Origin of the sequence: Halorussus halobius, assembly GCF_004765805.1 — an archaeon.
In the GTDB taxonomy this organism is placed as follows: Archaea; Halobacteriota; Halobacteria; order Halobacteriales; family Haladaptataceae; genus Halorussus; species Halorussus halobius.
In genome coordinates this window covers 310,375-331,242 of the sequence record NZ_SBIU01000004.1, presented here as the reverse complement: position 1 = coordinate 331,242, position 20,868 = coordinate 310,375, and the positions used below count along the sequence as shown (strand labels likewise).

Annotated in this window: 22 protein-coding genes; 8 read left to right on the top strand and 14 right to left on the bottom strand. The window is 64.4% G+C overall.

The annotated features are described in order from the left end of the window. The first annotated feature begins 373 nt into the window (after positions 1–373). A complete protein-coding gene (locus tag EPL03_RS13450) occupies positions 374–1,609 on the top strand; it encodes a tyrosine-type recombinase/integrase (RefSeq protein WP_135829851.1) in 1,236 nt (411 codons plus the stop codon). A 60-nt stretch (positions 1,610–1,669) separates the two neighbouring features. Here EPL03_RS13450 and EPL03_RS13445 read toward each other — a convergent pair whose 3' ends face one another. After that, positions 1,670–2,896, bottom strand: a complete 1,227-nt coding sequence (locus EPL03_RS13445; protein ID WP_135829850.1) for a hypothetical protein — start codon at positions 2,894–2,896, stop codon at positions 1,670–1,672. A gap of 75 nt (positions 2,897–2,971) precedes the next feature. Beyond that, the gene (locus EPL03_RS20075) at positions 2,972–3,124 is read right to left on the bottom strand and encodes a hypothetical protein (protein ID WP_168216264.1); all 153 of its coding nucleotides are present in this window, start codon (positions 3,122–3,124) and stop codon (positions 2,972–2,974) included. A 558-nt stretch (positions 3,125–3,682) separates the two neighbouring features. Between EPL03_RS20075 and EPL03_RS13440 the strand changes: the two genes are divergently transcribed. Further along, entirely contained in the window at positions 3,683–3,964 is a 282-nt protein-coding gene (locus EPL03_RS13440; protein ID WP_135829849.1) for a ribbon-helix-helix domain-containing protein, read from the top strand. Continuing rightward, complete coding sequence (locus EPL03_RS13435; protein WP_135829848.1) at positions 3,957–4,184, top strand: type II toxin-antitoxin system RelE family toxin; 228 nt, start codon at positions 3,957–3,959, stop codon at positions 4,182–4,184. Before EPL03_RS13440 ends, EPL03_RS13435 begins: the two co-directional genes overlap by 8 nt. A gap of 28 nt (positions 4,185–4,212) precedes the next feature. Here EPL03_RS13435 and EPL03_RS13430 read toward each other — a convergent pair whose 3' ends face one another. From EPL03_RS13430 to EPL03_RS13415, 4 genes are all read right to left on the bottom strand, one after another. Further along, positions 4,213–5,169 carry a permease gene (locus tag EPL03_RS13430; RefSeq protein ID WP_135829847.1) on the bottom strand — a complete coding sequence of 319 codons (957 nt, stop codon included), beginning with the start codon at positions 5,167–5,169 and terminating at the stop codon, positions 4,213–4,215. Positions 5,170–5,171: 2 nt separating this feature from the next. Continuing rightward, the gene (locus EPL03_RS13425; protein ID WP_135829846.1) at positions 5,172–5,555 is read right to left on the bottom strand and encodes an ArsR/SmtB family transcription factor; all 384 of its coding nucleotides are present in this window, start codon (positions 5,553–5,555) and stop codon (positions 5,172–5,174) included. A 705-nt stretch (positions 5,556–6,260) separates the two neighbouring features. Beyond that, a complete protein-coding gene (locus EPL03_RS13420) occupies positions 6,261–7,007 on the bottom strand; it encodes a pirin family protein (RefSeq protein WP_135829845.1) in 747 nt (248 codons plus the stop codon). A gap of 106 nt (positions 7,008–7,113) precedes the next feature. Continuing rightward, on the bottom strand, positions 7,114–9,018 hold the full coding sequence (locus tag EPL03_RS13415; RefSeq protein ID WP_135829844.1) for a cation:proton antiporter domain-containing protein: 1,905 nt from the start codon (positions 9,016–9,018) through the stop codon (positions 7,114–7,116). A gap of 187 nt (positions 9,019–9,205) precedes the next feature. Between EPL03_RS13415 and EPL03_RS13410 the strand changes: the two genes are divergently transcribed. Together EPL03_RS13410 and EPL03_RS20070 are read left to right on the top strand one after the other, a co-directional pair. Next, entirely contained in the window at positions 9,206–10,063 is an 858-nt protein-coding gene (locus EPL03_RS13410; protein WP_135829843.1) for a ribose-phosphate diphosphokinase, read from the top strand. Positions 10,064–10,201: 138 nt separating this feature from the next. Further along, the gene (locus tag EPL03_RS20070) at positions 10,202–10,339 is read left to right on the top strand and encodes a hypothetical protein (protein ID WP_168216263.1); all 138 of its coding nucleotides are present in this window, start codon (positions 10,202–10,204) and stop codon (positions 10,337–10,339) included. Positions 10,340–10,434: 95 nt separating this feature from the next. Here EPL03_RS20070 and ileS read toward each other — a convergent pair whose 3' ends face one another. Further along, positions 10,435–13,632, bottom strand: coding sequence for an isoleucine--tRNA ligase (ileS, locus tag EPL03_RS13405; RefSeq protein WP_135829842.1), 3,198 nt, complete (start codon positions 13,630–13,632; stop codon positions 10,435–10,437). Positions 13,633–13,839: 207 nt separating this feature from the next. On the opposite strand from ileS, the gene EPL03_RS13400 reads away from it, so the two are divergent. Together EPL03_RS13400 and EPL03_RS13395 are read left to right on the top strand one after the other, a co-directional pair. Next, positions 13,840–14,271 (top strand): HIT family protein, encoded by a 432-nt coding sequence (locus tag EPL03_RS13400; protein ID WP_135829841.1) that lies wholly within the window; start codon positions 13,840–13,842, stop codon positions 14,269–14,271. 60 nt (positions 14,272–14,331) lie between these two features. Continuing rightward, a complete protein-coding gene (locus tag EPL03_RS13395) occupies positions 14,332–15,147 on the top strand; it encodes a ParA family protein (protein ID WP_135829840.1) in 816 nt (271 codons plus the stop codon). A gap of 165 nt (positions 15,148–15,312) precedes the next feature. Here EPL03_RS13395 and EPL03_RS13390 read toward each other — a convergent pair whose 3' ends face one another. Further along, positions 15,313–15,825: a DUF7858 family protein gene (locus EPL03_RS13390; RefSeq protein WP_135829839.1), complete on the bottom strand. Its 513-nt coding sequence runs from the start codon at positions 15,823–15,825 to the stop codon at positions 15,313–15,315. A 171-nt stretch (positions 15,826–15,996) separates the two neighbouring features. Here EPL03_RS13390 and EPL03_RS13385 point away from each other — a divergent pair, with 171 nt between their 5' ends. Then, entirely contained in the window at positions 15,997–16,872 is an 876-nt protein-coding gene (locus EPL03_RS13385) for a transcription initiation factor IIB (RefSeq protein WP_135829838.1), read from the top strand. Here EPL03_RS13385 and EPL03_RS13380 read toward each other — a convergent pair. From EPL03_RS13380 to EPL03_RS13355, 6 genes are all read right to left on the bottom strand, one after another. Continuing rightward, positions 16,862–17,527 (bottom strand): MinD/ParA family ATP-binding protein, encoded by a 666-nt coding sequence (locus EPL03_RS13380; RefSeq protein ID WP_135829837.1) that lies wholly within the window; start codon positions 17,525–17,527, stop codon positions 16,862–16,864. The two genes, EPL03_RS13385 and EPL03_RS13380, sit on opposite strands and share 11 nt — an antisense overlap. Further along, the gene (locus tag EPL03_RS13375; protein WP_135829836.1) at positions 17,524–17,967 is read right to left on the bottom strand and encodes a DUF7857 domain-containing protein; all 444 of its coding nucleotides are present in this window, start codon (positions 17,965–17,967) and stop codon (positions 17,524–17,526) included. Before EPL03_RS13375 ends, EPL03_RS13380 begins: the two co-directional genes overlap by 4 nt. Before the next feature lie 615 nt (positions 17,968–18,582). Continuing rightward, positions 18,583–19,431: a DUF7856 family protein gene (locus EPL03_RS13370; RefSeq protein WP_135829835.1), complete on the bottom strand. Its 849-nt coding sequence runs from the start codon at positions 19,429–19,431 to the stop codon at positions 18,583–18,585. Then, on the bottom strand, positions 19,428–19,766 hold the full coding sequence (locus EPL03_RS13365) for a DUF7855 family protein (RefSeq protein ID WP_135829834.1): 339 nt from the start codon (positions 19,764–19,766) through the stop codon (positions 19,428–19,430). The genes EPL03_RS13370 and EPL03_RS13365 overlap by 4 nt, the downstream gene beginning before the upstream one ends. Before the next feature lie 37 nt (positions 19,767–19,803). Further along, positions 19,804–20,442 carry a DUF7504 family protein gene (locus tag EPL03_RS13360; RefSeq protein ID WP_244605274.1) on the bottom strand — a complete coding sequence of 213 codons (639 nt, stop codon included), beginning with the start codon at positions 20,440–20,442 and terminating at the stop codon, positions 19,804–19,806. A gap of 131 nt (positions 20,443–20,573) precedes the next feature. Next, the gene (locus EPL03_RS13355) at positions 20,574–20,867 is read right to left on the bottom strand and encodes a DUF7854 family protein (RefSeq protein ID WP_135829833.1); all 294 of its coding nucleotides are present in this window, start codon (positions 20,865–20,867) and stop codon (positions 20,574–20,576) included. Position 20,868: the final 1 nt, after the last annotated feature.

The following is a 20,868-nucleotide window of genomic DNA, read 5'->3' as shown; positions in this document are numbered from 1 at the left end:
TTGGTACGCATTTTCCATCATGTTTTTCTGGTATACCTGTTCAAAGTTGTTGAACCGTCTTGATTTCGTATGCGCCGAGCTGGAAGTTTTCTTATAAAACTTCAGTAGCAGTATTTCTCTTGAAAACCCCAAACGAAAGAAGGAGAGAGGTTGAGAAACACTGAACGGATTGGAGCAAGCCCCATCCGGGCACACTACAGACCGTTCAGAGCCCTCAGCGCCGTACTATTGGAATAACAACCAAGAGAAACGCCGAGTCGTAGCGCTGTGAACTGACTGTTCAAAGCCCTCCAAGGGCAACAAGGTGTTCAACCTCAACAGAACACCGGTGTCTCCCCGTTCTCCTTCTACACTCAGATGTGAACCAATAGCTATGTCCACTACAGACTATGTTGATGTTGAAACCGCTCTTCAAAACCTCGAAGACTCCAAACTCAGCCAGGCCAACGTCCAAGCCATACACGAGTTTATCGACAATCTTGCAGCAGAAGGAATCAGCGAGGTCCGACAACGCCGATTAATCACCTGCCTCAAATCACTGGTCCAGAAAGTCGCTCCGCCAGAGTTCGAACTACGGCAAGCATCCGAAGAAGACCTCAAAACAGTGATCGCCTCATTGAACCGGAGCGACTACGCCGAGTCAACCAAACACACCATGCGAAGCGCCGTCAAGAAGTTCTACAAAGTCGAGAACGGCGGCCAAGAACATCCCGAGAAGGTCGATTTCTTCGCGGTTGGCGGCGAAAACGGAAGCACCGTCTCTCGCCAAGACCTCTTCACACAGGACGAGCTCAAACAACTGTTCCGCTCATTTTCGAAGACGAGGGATCGAGCATTCACCATGATGCTCTACGAATCTGCGGCACGACCCGGTGAACTGCTTCAAGCCAACATCGGCGACTTCACAAGTACTGAGAAAGGTGACTTCATCTACCTTAAAGGACTCAAAGGAACACCCGACCGTACCAATCAACTCGTACGCTCGGGTAGAACACTGAGAGAATGGCTCAGCCAACACCCCTTAGGCGGCGAACTAGGTGACCTCAATAATCCGAGTGCACCGCTCTGGGTGAAAACCGAGCAGCAGGAATGCAAAAACTGTGGAAAGACTCCACACAACCATTCGCAGGGTTGCGAATACAAACCAGATCAAGGAGATCGTCTCTCCTACGACGGGTTTCTCCGCCGGTTCAAAGATGCGTGTGAAACAGCCGAGATACCGGAGAACAAGCGTCGACCATACAACCTTCGGCACACCAGGTTGACGGAGGTGGCGACCTTCATGGGCTACGAGCAGTTGAACAAGTTTGCGGGCTGGAAACCTGGAAGTGACAGGGCGAAAGTCTACGTCCATTTGAACAACGATGATGTGAACAAAGCGATCAGAGACGAATACGGCTTAGAAACAGGAGAAGACCAGGACTCTACGGTTCAATGCCCGTTTTGTAGTGTTGAGAACCAAGACGTACATACCGAGTGCCGGAACTGCGGCCGACCACTCAACCTCAAACAAGAAACCCAGAAAGAAGAGAAACAGGACGTATTGGAGCGGCTGTCCGAATTCGAAGAAGAAGGTGTCCTAGATAAACTAGAGGAACTTGACATCTAAGCGGCGGGAATGATGAGGTAACTCTGACTATCCTTAAAAGGAAAAGTTAGAAGATGTGAGTTACGCAGAAGTTTCAAACCGGAGTTTATCCCGTGTGTGGTGAACTGTCACGTTGTTCTCCTCAGCGATGTAGGCCACAGCGTTCATCCTGTCAAAGTAGTTGAACGCAGGTTCTGACTCAGGATTACGGAACCACTCATCAGTAAAATGATGCGCGAAGCCTCCAGACACGTTCTTTGCTTTATCCCATAAATCTTGACTATCTGATTTCTGAAGAGCGGTACCAGCATACATTCCTATTTCTTCCGAAGTGTTGTTGTAGTCGTGTTCTGCTGGGTGTTCTACGTATCCGTTGACTCCGGCGTTGTCTCCTTGGAAGAAGTTGGATTCGGCAACCGTTGCTATTTGTTGTTCTACTTGGTAGTTTGTTTCTATGGTGTAGTTTTCCTGGTTTCCGGTTTCTTCTGGTTTGCGTGTTGGTTGTTCTGTGGCGGCGATGAGTCCGTGGTCGCCGTTTTCTCCTTTTGAGTCGTGGTCCCAGTAGAAGGTGTTGAAGCCGTGACGTTGGTCGAGGCTTTGGTATGCGGCGGCTTTTATTCCGTTGTGAACACTGCTGATGCCGTCGATACGGGTGTCAGCAATCGCGTGTTTGTACCAGAGGTCCTGGATCCCTGATTCTTCTATCCGTTTGTCCAGGTTCTCTCCATGTTTGAAGGATGTGGATTTGTCTTTGTCTCCGTTTCCTGCCCAGTTAATTTCCTCTTTAAGCTTGAGCTGGTTTTCTCCTCCGGCTGCTTCGATGTATTGTTGGTGGACTGATTGTCTCCACTCGGGTTTGTGTGCGTTTGCGAAGAACTCGTAGACGAAGCCTTTCCCCGTTACCGGGTGTTGGAAGTGTCGCTGGTTCAGCGCTTGGTTGAGATCCAGTTCTACATTTAGTTCTCCGTTATACTTATCGAATATTATTGAGTTTGTGTACTCTGCGTTTTCGTTGGCTGGCAGAACATTCAAGGTTACAGAATCTCGTTCTAGTTCCTCGGCGACACTTTCTAGGTCCTCAGCTTGATGTGTCTGTTCTAGAGGATTCCTCCCTTTAGTAGTGGTCTCCCCAGTAGTGGTTTCCCCCGTGGCTATGGTTGTCTGTTCCTCGGAGATTGTGGTGATTCCAGTAGATCCGTTAGAACGGTCTTGCTGGTCTTGGTCAGTTCCGCTACACCCGGCGAGTCCGACTGTGGCGGCGACTGCTGTCCCGAGAAATTGTCGTCTGGTTACACCATCCCGACCCAAAGAATTGTCACCTATTGATAACAATAATATCCTATTATTTATAAAAACTGCGCTCCTCCGAAACAGAACAGTGTCTCAGAGAAGCTGAAGGAGCACGAGAAACAGCTGCCATCTCCAAATAGAGCGTTTTCTATCTTCGACTGCTCCTCTACCCGATCCAACCTCAAAAGGAAGATAATCCAGCTGTAAAGAATCTGAATCTCCAACACCTATACTTGGGTTCATCATACCCGGAAATCTCGTTTGAAAGTATACGCGGGTTAGCGTACACCAGATTTCAGTTGGGTAGTATTCGACGTGAACTGGTTTAACTAAATGTATAGTGCAGTAGCATTACCAAGCAGGCCGAAAGCATGCTTCCCCGCCGACTTATGCTGGTGCACGCTAAAACTACTCCTGACGGAGACAACCCGGAAAAACAGGAAGTCAGAGGACGGAGCCAAGTTCCACCCAAAGTTGAAGAATACGTGTTGACGCAACAAGGTCAGAACTGGCTTGTTGGACCTCGAGATATGTTGTTGTCTTGGTAAGGACGAGAGCCCGGGTTCAAATCCCGGCCTAGGCTCTTCCTGCCGTACACGCCTCGGACGCACATTCCACGGATTCATTCGTCTCGAACACAACGTGGTTAGAACAGCCCTGGCTCACTAATCTGCGCTCGCAGAGGGAGGTGAAGGAGAGTCAGGAACCTGATAGAACGCCCCCGATACGCCTATCCACGACGATTACGTGGCAAATGAGATTCCGTCGAAACGACTATTGGTAAGACCAGCGTATTACGTCTATATGTCTGAAGCAGCCACAAGCGACGACGGCGGGGACGACATCGCCACGGTGAACTTCAAACTCACCGAGTCGTTCCTCGAACAGATAGACGACACGTGGCAGGGACGCGGGTTCAACAGTCGGAGCGAGTTCATCCGGTACACGCTTCGAGACGCCGTCGAGTTCCCGACGTTCGACCGCGACGAACTCGTCGCCCTGCTCGAAGCCGAGGAGGACGTCCGCGAGGGACGAACGACGAGCGCCGAGGAGGCCCGCGAGCGGTTCGGCACGAGCGATGAGTGACGACGGGTGGACGTGGGAACTCTCCTCGAAAGCCGAGGACGACCTCGATGCGCTCTCGCCCGCCGACCAAGACCGGATACTCGACAAGCTCGATGAGGTCGTCTCCTCACCGTGGCGCGACCCGCCCGACTACGGCGAGCCACTCCAGAACAGTCCGTACAAGAAGATTCGCGTCGGCGAGTTCCGACTCTCCGTGAGCTTCCGGCAGGACGACTTGTAGTACTCTTCTCAAACGAATATGATACTGATTAGGTGATGAAGAAGTTGAATACGACGCCAACAAATATGCCTATCGTCACGACAGTTCCCGCGTAGACAAGCAATAGCCTGCGCCTGAACAGCTTATTGAGAAGAACCAGATTGGGGATACTAACTCCGGCTCCGCCGATGACGAACGCCAATACGGTTCCGATGGCAATGCCCTGATCGCTGAGGGACGCCGCGATCGGCAACATTCCACTGAGGCTGATGTATACTGGTGCACCTGCCAGCGCAGCCAACGGAACCGCAAGCGGGTTCTCCGGCCCAAGCACTGCGTGGAGGAGTTCAACCGGGATGGCACCGTGAATCAGTGCACCGATTGTCATGCCGAGAAGGAGGTATGGGAGCGTATCGATGAAGAAAGACCACGCTTCGCGGGCCGCAGTCTCGATGTGATCACGATGCGTCGTCGTCGGCGTCGTCTCAGCAGTACAGCAAGCGGTTGCTCCACCGTCCGCAGCAACCGGTTGTCCCTGATCATCGCCAATTCGAACGTCCTTCACATATCCTGAAAGTCCGAGCCGACCGATGACGATTCCACCGACGATTGCAGCGAGGAGCGTGATTACGACGTACCAGACGGTGATTTCGACGCCGAAGAGTCCGAGCAGCAGCAGAACGGCAATCCAGTTGACTAGTGGCGATGCGAGTAAGAACGAAAACGACAGTCCGAGTGGTGCGCCTGCTTGAAGCAGCCCTGCTAATACCGGGACGGTCGAACAGGAGCAAAACGGTGTTACTGCACCGAGACCAGCGGCTGCGATATTGCCGGTGCCTTCGTCGTGTCCGCGGAGTTTCCGTTCGACTTTTTCCGGGGGAAGATACTCTTGGGCGAGCCCGACGAGGAAGGACGCGCCGATGAACAGGGGAACGAGGAGGACTGCAAGATGGAGGAAGTAGTTCCACGAGTCAAGAAGTGCGTTGGAGAGACTGGGAGAGAGCATTCTTAGGTGTCCTCCTGAATTGCGTGGGCGAGATCGAGTAATTCGAAGACGGCGGTATCAGCGATGCGGTAGTAACTCCATTTGCCTTTCTTCCGGGACTTGACCAACCCTGCGTCTTTCAATTTCCGGAGGTGGGTGGCAACTGTTGACTGTGGTGCGTCAAGGACGACCTGTAGCTCACAGCCGCAGCACTCGGATTCACGGAGTGCGCTGAGAACGCGAAGTCGGTCTTTATTTCCAAGTGCCTTGAAGACGGACTCCTGACCGGATACATCTTGCTCGGGTGGTTTGATCTCTTGGAGGGCCGTAACTCGTTCGTCTGGATTATCGTAGAGGCGATCAAGTGCGTTGTAGGCGTCGTCCGGTGGTGATTCCGTTTCAGTCATATCGTGAGTTTCCGATTTGGGTTATTCACAGCAACTGTCTGATTTGTCCTCTTCCGAGTTAGATTGGACTTCTTCGATGCGAGGGCCACAACAGTCTGACTCATTGTCTTGGTCGTAGCGGTTTGCGAGGCGATTCCAGAGGCGATCGAGAGCACTTTGAGTCATTACGTCATATCGTATTTTCCCGATGTGGATAAAGCTTTGGGAGATAGGTCGCCGACGAATTTGTTATAGTGCATTGTCTGCCGCAAGAGTATCGAAATATATCTCAAATAATAGAATATTTAGCGGTCAGTTCGCACACCAACCTATAGTTTGGTTCAGTAGGAAGGGTATCGAACTAAGTGGGTTCTAACAGAGCCACTTGGCTCGATGAAGGGAGCAATTCAGTTGAACCACTCGAACTCCACACAATTCTGATGTGATGAGTAGGGCAACGCTCACCCGAACATGGTTGTCGATTTCTTGCGTCCACAGACGGCATACGGGGCCGAATACCCAGTTCTTTTATAAGTGGGTTGCTAATAGAGAGATGAGAAGCACGCAAGGTGGATATTTGCGGCAAAGGTAGCCGCTTTCAGGGCCGAAGGCCACCTCGGTAAAGCAAGTCCTTGGTAAGGACGAGAGCCCGGGTTCAAATTCCGGCCTAGGCTTCATTCTCCGCTATCACTTCCGAGCCACGCTACGAGACGAGCGTATTCGAAGTCACAACACCACGGGACCCCGTAACCGAATCGGCTCGCCGTGGGGTCGCCCCGAGACCGCGACGACCCGGAACGAGTCGCCCCGCAACTCGACGCTCCCGCCGTCCGTGACCGGGAACACGTCGCCCTCGCCGAACTCGTGGCCGTCGACGACTCCCTCTCCCGCGACGCCGTAGAGGAAGCCCGCCCAGTCGTCGGGCGTCGACCACGTCCACTCGCCGGTCACCCGGACGTCGAGGTACTCCATCGGCGTGTGAAGTTCGATTGGAGAGCCGTCGCCGACGACGGTCGTCACGCTCGCGCCCGGTGTCTTCTCGGTCGGCAGCGCCCCGGCGGACGCGTCCTCGTAGTCCGGGTCGGCGTCCTTCTCGTCGCGCGGGAGGTTCACCCAGAGCTGGAGGCCGTTACAGGCCGCGCCGTCGGCGGGGAACTCCGAGTGTCGGACACCCTCCCCGGCCGTGATGTGCATCACCTCGCCCTCGGTCGCGGTGTGGGAGACGCCCAGCGAGTCCTCGTGGGCCATCCCGCCCTCGACCATGTACGAGACGATCTCGAACCCGCGATGGGGGTGCATCGGGAACCCCTCGTCGGGGTCGATGTAGAACCGCTCGAACAGGACGAACGGGTCGAGGCTCGACGGGTACTCGTCGGTCGGGAACGCCCGGTTCGAGCGCACGCCGGTCCCGTGGGCGACGGTCTGGCCCGGGACGGGGGTGCGGTCGCTGCCGGACGATTGGTTCGACTCCATACCCGACGTACCCCTCCAATACCGATAAGCGTCTCGGAGCCGGAAACGACGGGCGGTTTCCGGCAGTGGGACGCGGGGCCGGCACCCCAGTTCCCGAGGGCGTCGCTCACTCGTGGGGGTGGACCCGCGAGATGGCCTCCGACACGGCCTCGGTCCGCCCGAGGATGGTGATGTGGTCGCCGTACTCGAGTTCGAAGTCGCCGCGTGGGACCGTGCTCTCGCCGTCCCGGGCGACCAGCGCGACCAGCACCTCGTCCGGGATGTCGGCGTCGATGTCGGCGATGGTGCGGCCGACGAGTTCCTCGGCGGTCACCTCTATCTCCTGTACGTCGCCCGACCGACCGAGTTCAGTCATCCAGTTCGACAGCGCCGGCCGCTCTATCATGTTGTCGATGCCCCACGCGGTCGCCATCGCCGAGGACACCGTCTTGACGCCGAGTTCCTCGAACGCGTCGGCGTTGTCGGGGTTGTTGACCCGCGCGATGACGGTCTCGACGCCGAACTTCGACTTGGCGAGCTGGGCCACCAGCAGGTTGGTGTCGTCGTCGCCGGTCGCTCCCACGACGATTTTGGCGCGGTCGGCCCCGGAGTTCTGCAGAACCTCGACGTCGGTACCGTCGCCCTCCCGGACGGTGAAGCCGTCGCTCCGAGCCCGCTCGGCCTTCGATTCGTCGTCTTCGAGTATGACGACGTTCTCTCCGCGTTCTTCGAGGCGTTCGGCGAGCGCGAGGCCCACCCGCCCGCCTCCGATGATGAGTACGCGCATTGGTATCACTTCCAATCGCTCCGCGATTCGTCTGGCGAACCCGCCTTCGAACACGACCGTCGCAAGGATGACGAGGAACACCGTTCCCGCGAGGACGTCGGCTCCGGCCGGGTTCGAGGGCGGTTCGGGCGTCTGTAGCTGGATGGCGAACAGCGTCGCCACGCTCGCGGGGATGATGCCCCTCGGGCCGACGAGACTCATGAACACTTTCTCGTCCCGCGTGAACCGCTTGCCACGCGTCGAGACGAAGACGAGCAGGGGTCGGACGACCAGCGCGACGATGAGGACGACCGCCACCCCTTCGAGACCGAGCGCGAGCAGCGTCTCGAACTCGATGAGCGCCGCGAGCGCGATGAAGATGAACGAGAGGACGATGAGGGTGACGTCGCCCTTGAACGCCTCGATGGTCTCCCTGTACGGGAGGTCGGCGTTCCCGAGTATCACGCCGGCGGCCGCGACGGCCGCGACCCCGGCCTCCGCGGCGATGGTGTCCGCGATACCGTACGCGATTACCGCCCCCGCGAGCGTCATCAATCGGGCGTTCTGGGGCGTCTCGGCCGTCGAGAGGTCGACCTGGGTGAGCAGGTACCAGAGTACGATCGCGACCCCGACGCCGATGGCGATTCCGACCCCCATCCGGAACGCGAACTCGCGGACGTAGTCGGCGGGGTTGGCCTCCTGGGACGCGAGCAGTTTGAAGATGACGACCGCGAAGATGGCGGCGGTCACGTCGTTGACGATGCCCTCGGTCTCCAGGGCGGCGGCCACCCGGTCGCGGACCGGCACGACCGAGAGGATAGGCGTGACGACCGTCGGCCCGGTGGCGACGAGGAGCGACCCGACGAGCGCCGCTATCGTCCACTCGACTTCTAGCAGGAAGCGAACCGCCAGCGTCGTCCCGACGAACGCGATAACCGCGCCGACGGTCACCAACCGGACCGCTGCGGCGGGGGCCTCGCGGAGTTTCTCGACCGTGAGGTGGAACGCGCCCTCGAACACGATGATGGCCACGCTCAGGCCCACGATGGTCGACAGCGCCGGGCCGAACGACGCCCGGTTCACGATGCCGAGTCCCTCCGGTCCGACCGCGACGCCCGCGAGGATGAGAAAGAGGACGCTCGGCACGCGAAGCCGGGCGGAGAGGACCTGCGCAGCCACGCCGAGCGCGATGATGAGCGCGACTATCAACAGGAGGTTCGACCCGCCTCCGACCGCGAGTACCACCAGCGCGTCGCCGGGAATCACGAACGGGACCTCCGTGTCGTCCCGCCCGTCGAACGGGGGCGTTCGTCGTCAGCGAGTGACGTCCACGCTTGCATCCGGCGGACGTTTCGGTTCCAGCGCTATAAATGTCCGATTTCGTTGACGGGGCGTGGTCGAGGACTCGCCCCGAGTGAAAACCGATTTACTCCCCGCCGTCCACGCCTCGGACATGATCCTCAGCGGCTCGGCCTCGCAGGCGCTCGCGGCGGAACTGGCCGCCGAACTCGGCGAACCGCTCGCGAGCGTCGAGTACGAGCGATTCCCCGACGGCGAACTGCTCGCGAGCGCGCCCGACGTCGCGGACGCCGACCCCGACAGGGCCGTCGTCGTCGCCTCGACCGTCTCCAGCGACGCCCACCTCGAACTCCTCCAGTTGCAGGACGCTGCCCGCGAGTGGGGAGCCTCGGAGGTCGTGACCGTGCTACCGTACATGGGCTACGCGCGACAGGACGACGCCTTCGAGGCGGGCCACCCGGTTTCGGCCCGGGCAGTGGCCCGAGCCATCTCCTCGGGCACCGACCGCGTGCTGACGGTCGCACCCCACGAGGACGCCGTGTGCGACTTCTTCGAGGTGCCCGCCGAGTCGGTCGACGCCGCCGGGCGACTCGCCGACCCGCTGCCCGCCGACCTCGCCGACCCCGTCTTCCTCTCGCCCGACGAGGGCGCGGTCGACCTCGCCGAGACGGTCCGGGACTCGTACGGCGCGGGCGAACTCGACTACTTCGAGAAGACCCGCCTGTCGGGGTCGGAGGTCGAACTCTCGCCCAGCGACGCCGACGTCGCGGGCCGGGACGTGGTGGTCGCCGACGACATCATCGCCACCGGGTCGACGATGGCCGGCGCGGTCGGGATTCTGCGCGAGAAGGGCGCGGGCCGGGTGTTCGTGACCTGCGTCCACCCGATGCTGGCGTCGAACGCGGTGACGAAGCTGTCGCGGGCGGGCGTCGAAGCGATCTACGCGACGGACACGATAGAGCGGCCGGTCAGCGAGGTGTCTGTCGCGTCGGCGCTCGCCGAGAAACTGTAGGCGACTCCGGCGAACCTCGGTGGGCCGCCGAGCGACAAGTGGAACGTCGGTTGCCAGCGTGGAAATTCCAGGGCCGAATAGACTTAATCAACTACAACGTAGAAAAATTTATTATCTGGCGGGGGAATTCCACGGTTGGTGCTAAAGATGCACAAGATCAGACTCGCGCTGCTCGCGACGGTCGCACTGTTTGCAGTTGCAATCGACCCGGTCGCTGCCGAAGTCGGCGTCGAATGCGGAACTCTCTGGGGCGGAGGCTTCTGCCCGGAACCGTGAGTCGCCCACGGGTGAATCCGTGAGCTTCGATTTCACGTTCTAGAAGACCGGTGATACGCTAGCAGGCGAAATCGCGGGCGAGACGTCGGTCGTCGCTACGCCTCGGCTTCCGCCAGCGGCGCGACCGCGATCTCCATCTCGACGCCCTCGACCGTCCACGTCTTGCGGTGGCCGTCCTCGACGTCGCCCACCTCGTCGGCTCGGACCTCCTCGCGGACGAGGTCCATGCGCGACTCCACGAGGTCGGCCACGCGGTCGTCGGCCACGTCGAGGTCGAGGCGGACGCGCTCCTCGATGTCGAGGCCCATCTCCTTGCGCATCTCCTGAACCCGGCGGACCACCTCGCGGGCGTACCCCTCGCTCTCGATGTCCTCGGTGAGCTGGGTGTCGACGTAGACGACGCCGCGCCGGTCGCCGTCGACGTCGAACTCGACGCCGGCGACGCCCTCGGGCGTCTCCCGGACGAACTCGACCATCTCGTCGGTGAGGTCCGCGTCGAGGCCGGCCGCGTCCGCGACCGCGCCTTCCAGCGCGGCGAGCGTGGGCTCGGCGACCTCGGCGTCGTTGAGCGCCTGCATGACGCGCCCGGCGTCGTCGCCGAACTCGGGGCCGAGCAGGCTCATGTCGGCGGTCGCGCTGTAGTGGAGTTCGCCCCAGTCGTCGCCGGGTTCGACGAGCTGGACCTCGCGGGCGTTCAGGCGGTCGGCCAGCAGGTCGCGGTGGCGGTCGACTGCCGCGACCACGCGGTCGTCGTCGGTGGTCACCACGAGTCGGGTGACGGGCCACCGGAGCTTGCGCTCGGCCTGCTGGCGGGCGTTCGACCCGGACTCCTCGACGGCGCGGAGGAGTTCGACGTCGGTCTCCAGTTGGGCGTCGCGCCAGTGCTCGTCCGGTTCGGGCCAGTCGAGCATGTGGACCGAGTCGTAGCCCGCGTCGCCCGTGAGCTTCTGGTACACCTCCTCGGCGACCAACGGCGCGTACGGCGCGAACAGCGCCACGAGCTCCGAGAGGACCGCGTAGAAGGTGGCGTACGCCGCGCGCTTGCTCGCGCTGTCGGCCTCGTCCCACATGCGCTCGCGGACCACCTGGATGTAGAACCGCGAGACGTCCTCGACCACGAAGTCGAGCAGCACGTCGACCGCCCTGTCGTGGCGGAACTCCTCCCAGTGGGCGGTCATCTCCGCTTCGACCGTCTGGAGCCGCGAGAGCACCCACTCGTCGACGAGTTCGAGGTCCGAATCGACCGATTCGAGGGTGGTCTCCTCGGGGTCGAACTCGTCGAGGCGCATGTACGGCAGCGGGAACCGGAACACGTTCCAGAGGATGTTGAGGTCCCGCTGCATGTTCTGGGTCTCGTCCCACGAGAAGCGCATGTCCTCGCCCTGCGGGTTGACCGACAGCAGGAACAGCCGCATCGGGTCCGCGCCGTGCTCGTCGATGACCTCGCCGGGTTCGACGGTGATGCCCTTGGACTTGGACATCCCGCGCCCGTCGGGCATGTTGGCGTAGCCGTGCATCAGCACCTCCTCGTAGGGAATCTCGCCCATCGCGGCCGTGGCCATGCCGAGTTGCGACCAGAACCAGCCCCGGGTCTGGTCGTGGGCCTCCATGATGAGGTCGGCGGGCCAGAGTTCGTCGAACGCCTCCTGCTCGCTCGGGTAGTCGAGCGTGCCCCACGAGGCGACCGAGGAGTCGAGCCACACGTCGAACACGTCGCCGACGCGGGTGTAGGTGGTGCCGTCCTCCGTGATGGTGAGGTCGTCGACCGTGCCCTTGTGCAGGTCGACGCTTTCGGGGTCGACCTCCTGGTCGACGCGCTCGGCGAGTTCCTCTCGGTCGCCGATCACGATGGCGTTCTCCATCGAGCCGTCCCAGTCCTCCGGGAGCCAGATGGGGATGGGGATGCCCCAGTAGCGCTGGCGCGAGACGTTCCAGTCGGGCGCGTCCTCGACGAAATCCCGGAAGCGGTTGTCCCGCGCCCACTGGGGATGCCACTCGCTGTCCTCGATGTTGTCGAGCAGGTCGTCCTTGACGTCGGTGATCGTGATGAACCACTGGTCGGTGACGATCTGGATGATGCCGGTGTCACACCGCCAGCAGTGGCCGTAGCTGTGGTTGGTCGTCCCGGAGTGGAGCATCAGCCCCTTCGCTTCGAGGTCGGCGATTATCTCCTCGTCGGCGTCCTTGACGAACTGGCCCTCGTACTTGCCCGCAGAGTCGTCGTACACGCCGTCGCCCCCGACCGGACAGAAGATGTCGAGTCCGAGTTCGCGCCCGCGCTCGAAGTCCTCCTCGCCGTGGCCCGGCGCGGAGTGGACGAGGCCGGTGCGGTCGACCTCCACGTAGTCGGCCGTGTACACCTGCAACGCGTCTTCGCCGTCGGCGTGGTCGGGCACTTCCTCGTCGAGCGGATGGTCGTACTCCCAGCCGACCATCTCCTCGCCCGAGACCTCGGCTTCGATTTCGTAGTCGTCGTAGCGGCCCTGTTTGAGGACGTCCTCGACGCACCCGTCCGCGAGGTAGAGCACCTCGCTGTCCCCGTCCTTCTCGGCTCGGACCCGCTTGTAGGTCACGTCGCCGTCGACCGCGACGAAGGTGTTGGCCGGGATGGTCCACGGCGTCGTGGTCCAGATGACCAGCGAGCCCTCCCGATTCCGGAGCGGGAACTTGACGTAGATGGAGGGGTCCTCCACGTCCTCGTACTCGACCTCGTTGTTGGCGATGGCGGTCTCACACCGGGGACACTGCGAGATGGAGCGTTGGCCCTGCTCGACCAGTCCCTCCTCGTGGGCCTGCTGGAAGCCCCACCACGCGGCCTCCATGTACTCGGGGTCGACCGTCTTGTACGGGTCGTCCCAGTCCATCCAGACGCCAAAGGACTGGAAGTCCGACTGGAGGCCCTCCAGTTGCTCCTCGGCGAACTCCTTGCACTCGGCGATGAAGTTCTCCTCGCCGAACTCCTCGATGTCCTTCTTGTTCTCGAAGCCCAGTCGCTCCTCGACTTTGGTCTCGATGGGCAGGCCGTGCATGTCGTAGCCCGGCCGGTCGGTCACGTCGTAGCCCTGCATCCGATGATACCGGATGTAGGCGTCCTTCAGCGTCTTGTTCCACGTCGTGCCCATGTGGGCTGCGCCGGAGGTGTACGGCGGGCCGTCCACGAAGAAGAACGGCTCCTCGTCGGCGCGGTGCTCCACGGTCTTCTCGTAGGCGTCGACCTCGTCCCAGTAGTCGAACACGCGGTCCTCGACCGCGTCGGGGTCGTACTGGTCGTCGACCTCGCCGAACCTGCTCATGTACGTGGTGTTCTCCTACGGCGTTAAATTGGGTTCGGTTGTGCAGTCGAGTCTGTACGTCGAGTCGGCCGGGCGTGGCGCGGTCCTCGGCCGGTGGCGTGTGTCGCCTCTCGCGGACGCCGCCTCCGAATCGGCGAACCCCGAACTCGCGTCGAATAGCAGCCTCAACCTTGATACCTCGGCCGGCCGAACCCCTCGCACGCACCCATGAGCAACGACGACTGCATCTTCTGCCAAATCGTGAACGGCGACGTACCGAGCCGAACCGTCTTCGAGGACGACACCGCGATGGCGTTCCTCGACGCCAACCCGCTCGCGCCGGGCCACACCCTCGTCGTCCCGAAGCGCCACTACGAGACGCTCGAAGCCGTGCCCGAGGACACCGCCGCCCACGTCTTCGGCGCGCTCCACCGACTCAACACCGCCGTCCAGCACGCGGTCGACGCCGACGGCGCGAACGTCGCGTTCAACGACGGACCGGCCGCTGGCCAGGAAGTGCCTCACGTCCACGGCCACGTCATCCCGCGATTCGAGGGCGACGGCGGCAACCCGGTTCACGCGGTCGCGGGCGAGCGCCCGAACCTGAGCGACGACGAACTGGACGAGATCGCCGAGACCATCCACAGCCAGCGCGACTGACTCGCCCTCCGGGGCCGGCGAAGCGCACCCTTTTATATCATCGGGGAAAACGTCGAATCAATGCACGCAACGACTGCCGCGCTCGTCGGCGCGACCGGCGGTGCCGGCACGACTCGACTCGCGCTGGAATTCGGTGCGACGCTGGCCCGGGACGGCCGCGACGTGGCGATTCTCGACGCAGCCTTCGCCACCGAGGGATTGGCCCGCCACGTCTCGGGTCGCGTCGACCCCGACCTGACCGAACTGCTGGTCGACGACGACCCCGTCGCTGCGGACCGACTGCTCGCCGAGGGTCTGGACGAACACCCCGTCACGGCCGAGCTGTCGGGCCGGCTCGAACTCGGTCCGGCGCGGGCACCGTTCGAGCGACTCGCCCGCGCCAAGACCGCCGAGGCGGCCCAGCGGTTCGGGACGCTGCTCGACGAGGCCGGCGGCGAGTTCGACCACGTCCTCGTCGACGTCCCTCCGGTCGCCGAAAATCAGGCGGTCGCGGCGGTCACGGCGGCCGACCGCGTCGCGGTCCTCGCGCCCGCGAGCGAACGCGGGGTGGACGCACTCCAGCGGACGCGCGGTCGAGTCGCCGACGTGGGCGCGAGCGTGGACGCCGTGGTCGCGAATCGTGCACCCGAGGGACACCCGGTTCGGAGCGCCGACGCCACAGTTCCGGAGAGCGAGGCGACGACCGTCGACGGCGCACCCGCCAGCGTGGGCGGCCCTGAAGCGGACGGCGACCCCGAAAGCGAGTTCGCGCCGGCAGTCGCTCGCGCCACGGCGGCCGTCGTGGACGCGGAACTGACGTTGGAGTTCGAGGAACCGGGGCTGTTGGAGGTCGACCCCGAGGAGCTGCTCCCCGACGCGCTGTCCGGGCGCACGTAGCCGCCCGGATAGAATACAGCAGGGCTGGCCTAGAATTTTATCACCGTTCGGGCTCGCGTAACTATCGGAGGTGACAACGAATGCAATTCGTCAACCCGCTCAGTTGCGGACGGTTCAAGTGTCTCCCGGTGTAGGTCGGCGTTCGCGTCCGGCCTCGAATCGACCTCAGAATAGCTCCGTCACGTCGCTTCTCGCCTCCGCCAGCGCGTCCTCCGTCGTCCGGTCGTTCGACCGGAACCCCTCGACGACCGCGCGAGCGCCGTCGAGGGGGTCGTGTGTCTCCACGAACGTCGCCAGCGCGAACTCGGTCTCGCTCGCGCCCGCGAGTTCCTTCGCTTCGGTTCGCGAGAGGTCGGCCGACAGCCAGTCCCGCAGGATGTCGTGAGCGCGCGGCGTCAGCGGCGAGACGCCCTCGCAGCCCAGCAGGTGGAGGGTCTTGGCCGCGGTCACCGGCGCGACGCCGGCCGCCCGCGCGCCGTCGCCGACCGACCGACCCGCGACGTGGCCCTCGACTATCGTCGCCGCCGACGCGGCGTCGCAGGGCAGTTCGTCGCCGAACTCGGCGAGGCGCTCCCGGAGCGACGTCTGGGTTCCCGCCGTCGCGTCCACCGAGGCGACCCCGCGGTCGCGCTGCTGGGCGGTCACCTCCAGCCCGTCCGCGATGTCCGAGAGCGTCACGGCTATGGCTTGGTCGACGGCCCCCTTAAATTCTGCCGTCGTCCGGGCGGATGATAACCTCTCGCTTCCAAGAGCCTACCGGTTACCGGTAGGTTCTTCGCGCCGCCGCCTTCTATTTCACCCGTTCCTAACCTTCCTTTAAATAGCATCTCGGGCGAAGTTTCGACCGTGATGAGCAAAGCACACGCGACAGCGCGGACGTGCCCCGAGTGCGGCGGCCGACTCACGCCCGACTGCGACGAGACCGTCTGTGAGGACTGCGGCCTCGTCGTCGCCGAGGACCGGATGGACCGCGGGCCCGAGTGGCGGTCGTTCGACGACGAGGAGACGAGCGAGCGTCGGACCGGCGCGCCCCTCACCCGGTCGCGCCACGACCGGGGCCTGACGACCGAGATCGGCCACGACGGCGACCTCCGGCTCACGGGCCGCAAGCGCAGGCGAGTCGCCCGGATGCGCAAGCACCACGAGCGAGCCCGCATCGGGTCGAAGACCGAGCGGAATCAGGTGTACGCCTTCACGGAGATTCGGCGGCTCGTGGGCGCGCTGGACCTCCCCGACAGCGTCCGCGACCGCGCGTGCGTCCTGTTCGAGTCGGCCCAGTCCGAGGACCTGCTCCGCGGGCGGTCGCTGGAGGGGTTCGCCGCCGGAACGGTGTACGCGACCGCGCGGACCGCCGCCGTCTCGCGCACGCTCGACGAGGTGCTCGACGTCGCCCGCGCGACCCGACGCGAACTCAAGACGGCCTACGACGTGATGAATCGCGAACTCGGCCTGCCGACCGGACCGATCGACCCCCGGGAGTACCTGCCCCGGTTCGCCAGCAAGCTCGACCTCCCGACCGAGATAGAGACCGAGGCCGCCGACCTGGTCGAGCGCGCCCGCGAGCAGAACCTGCTCTCGGGGCGCAACCCCGGCGGATTCGCGGCGGCGTGTCTGTATCTGGCGGCCCGGGACACCAGCCACCAGCTGACCCAGACGGAGGCCGCCGCCGTCGCCGACGTGACCAGCGTGACGCTTCGCTCGGCGTACCAGGACCTCACGCGCTGAGCGACCCCTCGACTTCCGCCGCGAGTTCCCGGAAGCTGGCGGCCGGTTCGGAGTCCGCGGCGACCGTCGACACCGGACAGCCCTGCCGCTGGGCGCGCCGGACCCGGTCGTCGTCGGGAATCGCGACGATTGGCGCGCCCAGCGCGCGCCTGAGTCGCTCGGTCGGCGGGTCGCCCGCGGTCCGGTTGAGCGCCACTGCGGCGAGTCCGGCGTCGAGTTCGCGGGCGAGCGCTCGGGTCCGGATGGCGTCGGGGAGCGCGAACGCCTGCGGCGCGGCGACCAGCACCGCGGCGTCGGCCGCCAGCAGCCCCATCCCGGCGTCGGCGGCCATCCCTGCGGGACAGTCCACGACGACCGCGCCGTAGGCGTCGGCGACCGCCGCCACCGCGTCGACCAGCCGGGTCACGTCGCCCGCCCGCGCCCCGGCCAGCGTCCGCCCGCACGGGAGCAGGGCGACCGGGGCGTCCTCGCGGACCGCCTCGACCGGGTCGGCGCGCCCGGCCAGCACGTCGTGGAGGTCTGGCCCGCGCCGGGCCGCGAGGTCGGCCATCCCGAGGTCGGCGTCCACGACCACGGCGTCGAGTTCCGCGCCGAGGTTGAGCGCGACCGTGGACTTGCCCACGCCGCCCTTCCCGCCCGCGACGGCCAGAATCACGGTGACCTCCGCGGGTCGGCGTCGCTCGGTCCGGACTCGCGGCTGGCGTCGGACGCCGGCGACGGGACGGCGTCGGCGGGCGGTCTCGCGTCGCCGAGCGCGCGCACGACGCCGTCGGGGCTCTCGTCGGGAACCGTCCGCTCGCAGTCGCGGTCGGCCGACCCGGCGCGCTCGCCCCAGACCAGTTCGACGGGGGGTTCGTCTGGCGGCGCGGGGCTGGCGTATCCCAGCGGCAGGGTCGCGTCGGCCGGGACGACGCCCTCGAAGCCGCCCTCGTCCCACCCGGCCTCGGGGACGCCCTCGCGCCGGGGCGGTCGGACCGGGCCACTGAGTCGATTGGCGACCCGGACGCGCCGGGGCGTGGCAGTCGGGTTCTCGACGACGAGCGTTACGAGCGAGACGTCGGCGCGCGACTCGACGCGCCAGTCGAGGTCCACCATGGCCCGGTTTCGTCACGTCATTGGTTATAAGCGTACGCGTGGAGCGGGCGACCGACCGCTCGAACGCTCCGACTGCCTCGGCGACGATAGCTCAGTCGTCCCATCTCGGCGCGCGCTGACTTGCTTTTCCACGGTGGCGCGCGCTGGCGCGACCCGCAAGTGGTCGCGCCAACATGCGCGAGGGAGGGGCGCGCTCGTGCGCCCCGAGGCTGGGGCGGCGTGAGGCTCCTGCCGGGCGGTGCGGGTGCGGGGCGGTGCGGTTTCCTCGGTGGACTGAACGGGCGAGGCGCGGTCGCGTTCACTGTAGTCGCCTCAGCGACCGCTATCTGACGCAACTATGTCCGTCAGATATGTCGCTGAGCGACCGCGAGCGGGCCGAGGGCGTTCGAGGACGTTGCGGTTCTATTGTTATCCCAGAGCGCGCAGAGAGCGTTCGAGGCTGTCGTTGCTGTTGTGCTGGTGGAGAGCGCGCCCAGGGCGTTCGAGGAAGTGGTTGCAGTTCCAGCGTCGTCGGAGTACGGCCCTTTAGAGGCCTCGACAGTAGGCATCTCGACTCCCGACATCACACTGTCGACAGTACCACGAGGATAGCCATCGCTTGCGCCACGGACCGACTCACACCAGAATCACCGGCGCGTCGAGCCACCGCGCGGCGGCCCCGGCGCTCTCGAAGGGGTCGACCTCGCCCGCGAGCGCAATCGGCGCGTCGAGGTCGGCCACGCGGGCGACCGCGAGCGCGTCCCGAGTTCCGGTCGGGAGTCCCGTCTCGGGAACCGCGCTTCGGGCCGCCTCGAACTCGTCGCGCACGCGCTCGGCGAGGGACTCGCGGGCCGCCCGCCGGAGGTTCCCGGCGCGGTCCTCCAGCCGGAGGCGCTCGCGGCGGGTCTCGCGGGTCTCACGCGCTCGCTCGCGGGCCCGGGCCAGCGCTTGCTCGGCCGCGATGCGCTCGGTCTCGATTTCCGAGAGCCGGCGGGTGGCCTCGGCGAGGTCGGACTCGGCGTCGGCGGAATCGACGTCTCGCTCGCGGAGCGCCTGCACCCGGCCCCGGAGCGTGGCGACGCGCTCGCGCCACTCGGCCTCGGCGTCGCCGGCCTCCGCCACGCGCTCGCGAGCGCGCTCGCAGTCCACCGTCGGCGGGTCGAGCGCGCCGAGGCGCTCGCGGACTGCGGCCAGTTCCTCGGCCTGCGGCGCGACGTGGCCCCGCGAGCGCGCGGCGGCCGCGAGGGCGGGACCGCGCGCGAGCGCGAGGTCGGCGTCGATTCGGCCGACGTGGTCGTGAACTGGCTCGGGAGCCGGGCAGTCGACCGCGAGCGAGCAGTCGCGGTCGCCCCCGTCGCCGACGACTCGCGGTCCGTCGTCGCGGACCGCCTCCGCGACCGTCGCCGGGGCGAGGTCGATTCCCACGAACGCCCGCAGGTCGACGGCGTGGCCCGTCCTGACTGCGTCGCCGACGCCCACCTTCATAGCTCGGCGTCGCGCATCGAGTCGACGTCGGGGTGGTCGGTCCCGGCGGCGAACGCGGCGTACGGCGTGCTCGGATGCTCGCGGTCCTCGTACGCCGCGGCGGCGTCCCGGACCGCTTCGGGGACCGCCTCGAACTCGTTGAACGTCGCGGTGCGCTCGACCTGCACGTCCCCGCCGTGTTTGGCTCGGAGCCGGAGCGCGAGGAACGCGCCGAGTTCGGTCGCCGCCAGCAGCGCCGCGCGACCGAATCGCTGGACGACCGCCGCTTCGTGACGGTTGCAGGCGTTCCGGAGCGTCTGGCGGGCGGCTCGCGAGTAGGTCACGACGAGCAGCACGGCAGTTATTTCCGGGACTTACGGATATAAAATTTCCCTATCGGCTTCGGACGGTCCACCCGCCGTCGTCGTCGAGCTCGACCACCGCGTCGAACAGCGAGGTGAGCGTGCTGACCGTCTGCTGGTCGCAGGCCTCGGGGTCGAGGTGGAAGTGTGCAGTCACCCCGGCCGCCTCGAACCGGCCGGTCAGGACGTGGAGGAACTTGTAGGCCGTCTGGAGGTCGGCGTACTGGAGCAGGGCCGTCAGCGAGTCGAAGCAGGCGGTCACCTCGTTGCCGTCGTCGCCCCACCGCTGGAGGACCTCGCTGAGCGTGATGCCGAGCCCGGTCAGGTCGCCCGGATTGGCGAGGGTCTCGACGACCTCGTCGTCGGACCCCGTCGCCGGGTCGTTGCCACCGCGCGCCGACGTCGAGCGGGTCGTGTCGCCGACGCTGACGAAGTGCATGTTCCGGGGTCGGTCCCCGACGTGGGTGAGCCAGTCCTGGACGCAGGCGTCCGGCGAGCGCGTGTACCCGACCCACAGGACGTCCTGTTCGTGCGGCTGGTCGAACGACAGCAGGTCGAGACACGCCTCCTCGGTCCCCGAGTGAAGAGACGGGGCGAGCAGGAGGATGCACGACCCGCGTTCGACCGCGTTTTGGACCGACTCGTTTTCGCTGTGACCCTCGGTTTGCATCGGTAGTATCGCGGCGTTCCCGCGTGCAGGTCCGTCCGTCTGGACGAATGGTGCTAAGGGAAGCGCTCTTATTTATTTTCCCATGTCATCGTCCCGCATCGCCAGCGCGCGACCGAACGAGACGCCCGAGGTCACTCCACCTGTTCGACCTCGAACGACGGCGGCTCGCCGTCTGCCGACGCTGCACCCAGGACGCCGACCACGCGCTCGCGAGCCTGTGACCGCGACTCGGCGACCACGACGAGTCCGTCGGCCGGGTCCTCGCCCGACGCGCGATAGGCCGACAGGTCCTCGTCCTCGAACTCGGTCGCGTAGGTCCGGAGGACGTTCACGACTCGCCGTTCGGTGGCTTCGAGGTCGGCCTCGCCCGACTCGAAGTCCGCGAGCGCGTCCTCGACGTTCCGGAGGGCGGAGATGCGGTCCATG

Coding starts and splice junctions, on each gene's coding strand:
- EPL03_RS13440 (WP_135829849.1), top strand. CDS start 3,683: ATGTCTGAAGCAGCCACAAGCGACGACGGCGGGGACGACATCGCCACG.
- EPL03_RS13385 (WP_135829838.1), top strand. CDS start 15,997: ATGAGCAAAGCACACGCGACAGCGCGGACGTGCCCCGAGTGCGGCGGC.
- EPL03_RS13435 (WP_135829848.1), top strand. CDS start 3,957: ATGAGTGACGACGGGTGGACGTGGGAACTCTCCTCGAAAGCCGAGGAC.
- EPL03_RS13420 (WP_135829845.1), bottom strand. CDS start 7,007: ATGGAGTCGAACCAATCGTCCGGCAGCGACCGCACCCCCGTCCCGGGC.
- EPL03_RS20075 (WP_168216264.1), bottom strand. CDS start 3,124: ATGATGAACCCAAGTATAGGTGTTGGAGATTCAGATTCTTTACAGCTG.
- EPL03_RS13400 (WP_135829841.1), top strand. CDS start 13,840: ATGAGCAACGACGACTGCATCTTCTGCCAAATCGTGAACGGCGACGTA.
- EPL03_RS13430 (WP_135829847.1), bottom strand. CDS start 5,169: ATGCTCTCTCCCAGTCTCTCCAACGCACTTCTTGACTCGTGGAACTAC.
- ileS (WP_135829842.1), bottom strand. CDS start 13,632: ATGAGCAGGTTCGGCGAGGTCGACGACCAGTACGACCCCGACGCGGTC.
- EPL03_RS13355 (WP_135829833.1), bottom strand. CDS start 20,867: ATGGACCGCATCTCCGCCCTCCGGAACGTCGAGGACGCGCTCGCGGAC.
- EPL03_RS13450 (WP_135829851.1), top strand. CDS start 374: ATGTCCACTACAGACTATGTTGATGTTGAAACCGCTCTTCAAAACCTC.
- EPL03_RS13395 (WP_135829840.1), top strand. CDS start 14,332: ATGCACGCAACGACTGCCGCGCTCGTCGGCGCGACCGGCGGTGCCGGC.
- EPL03_RS13375 (WP_135829836.1), bottom strand. CDS start 17,967: ATGGTGGACCTCGACTGGCGCGTCGAGTCGCGCGCCGACGTCTCGCTC.
- EPL03_RS13370 (WP_135829835.1), bottom strand. CDS start 19,431: ATGAAGGTGGGCGTCGGCGACGCAGTCAGGACGGGCCACGCCGTCGAC.
- EPL03_RS13425 (WP_135829846.1), bottom strand. CDS start 5,555: ATGACTGAAACGGAATCACCACCGGACGACGCCTACAACGCACTTGAT.
- EPL03_RS13360 (WP_244605274.1), bottom strand. CDS start 20,442: ATGCAAACCGAGGGTCACAGCGAAAACGAGTCGGTCCAAAACGCGGTC.
- EPL03_RS13410 (WP_135829843.1), top strand. CDS start 9,206: ATGATCCTCAGCGGCTCGGCCTCGCAGGCGCTCGCGGCGGAACTGGCC.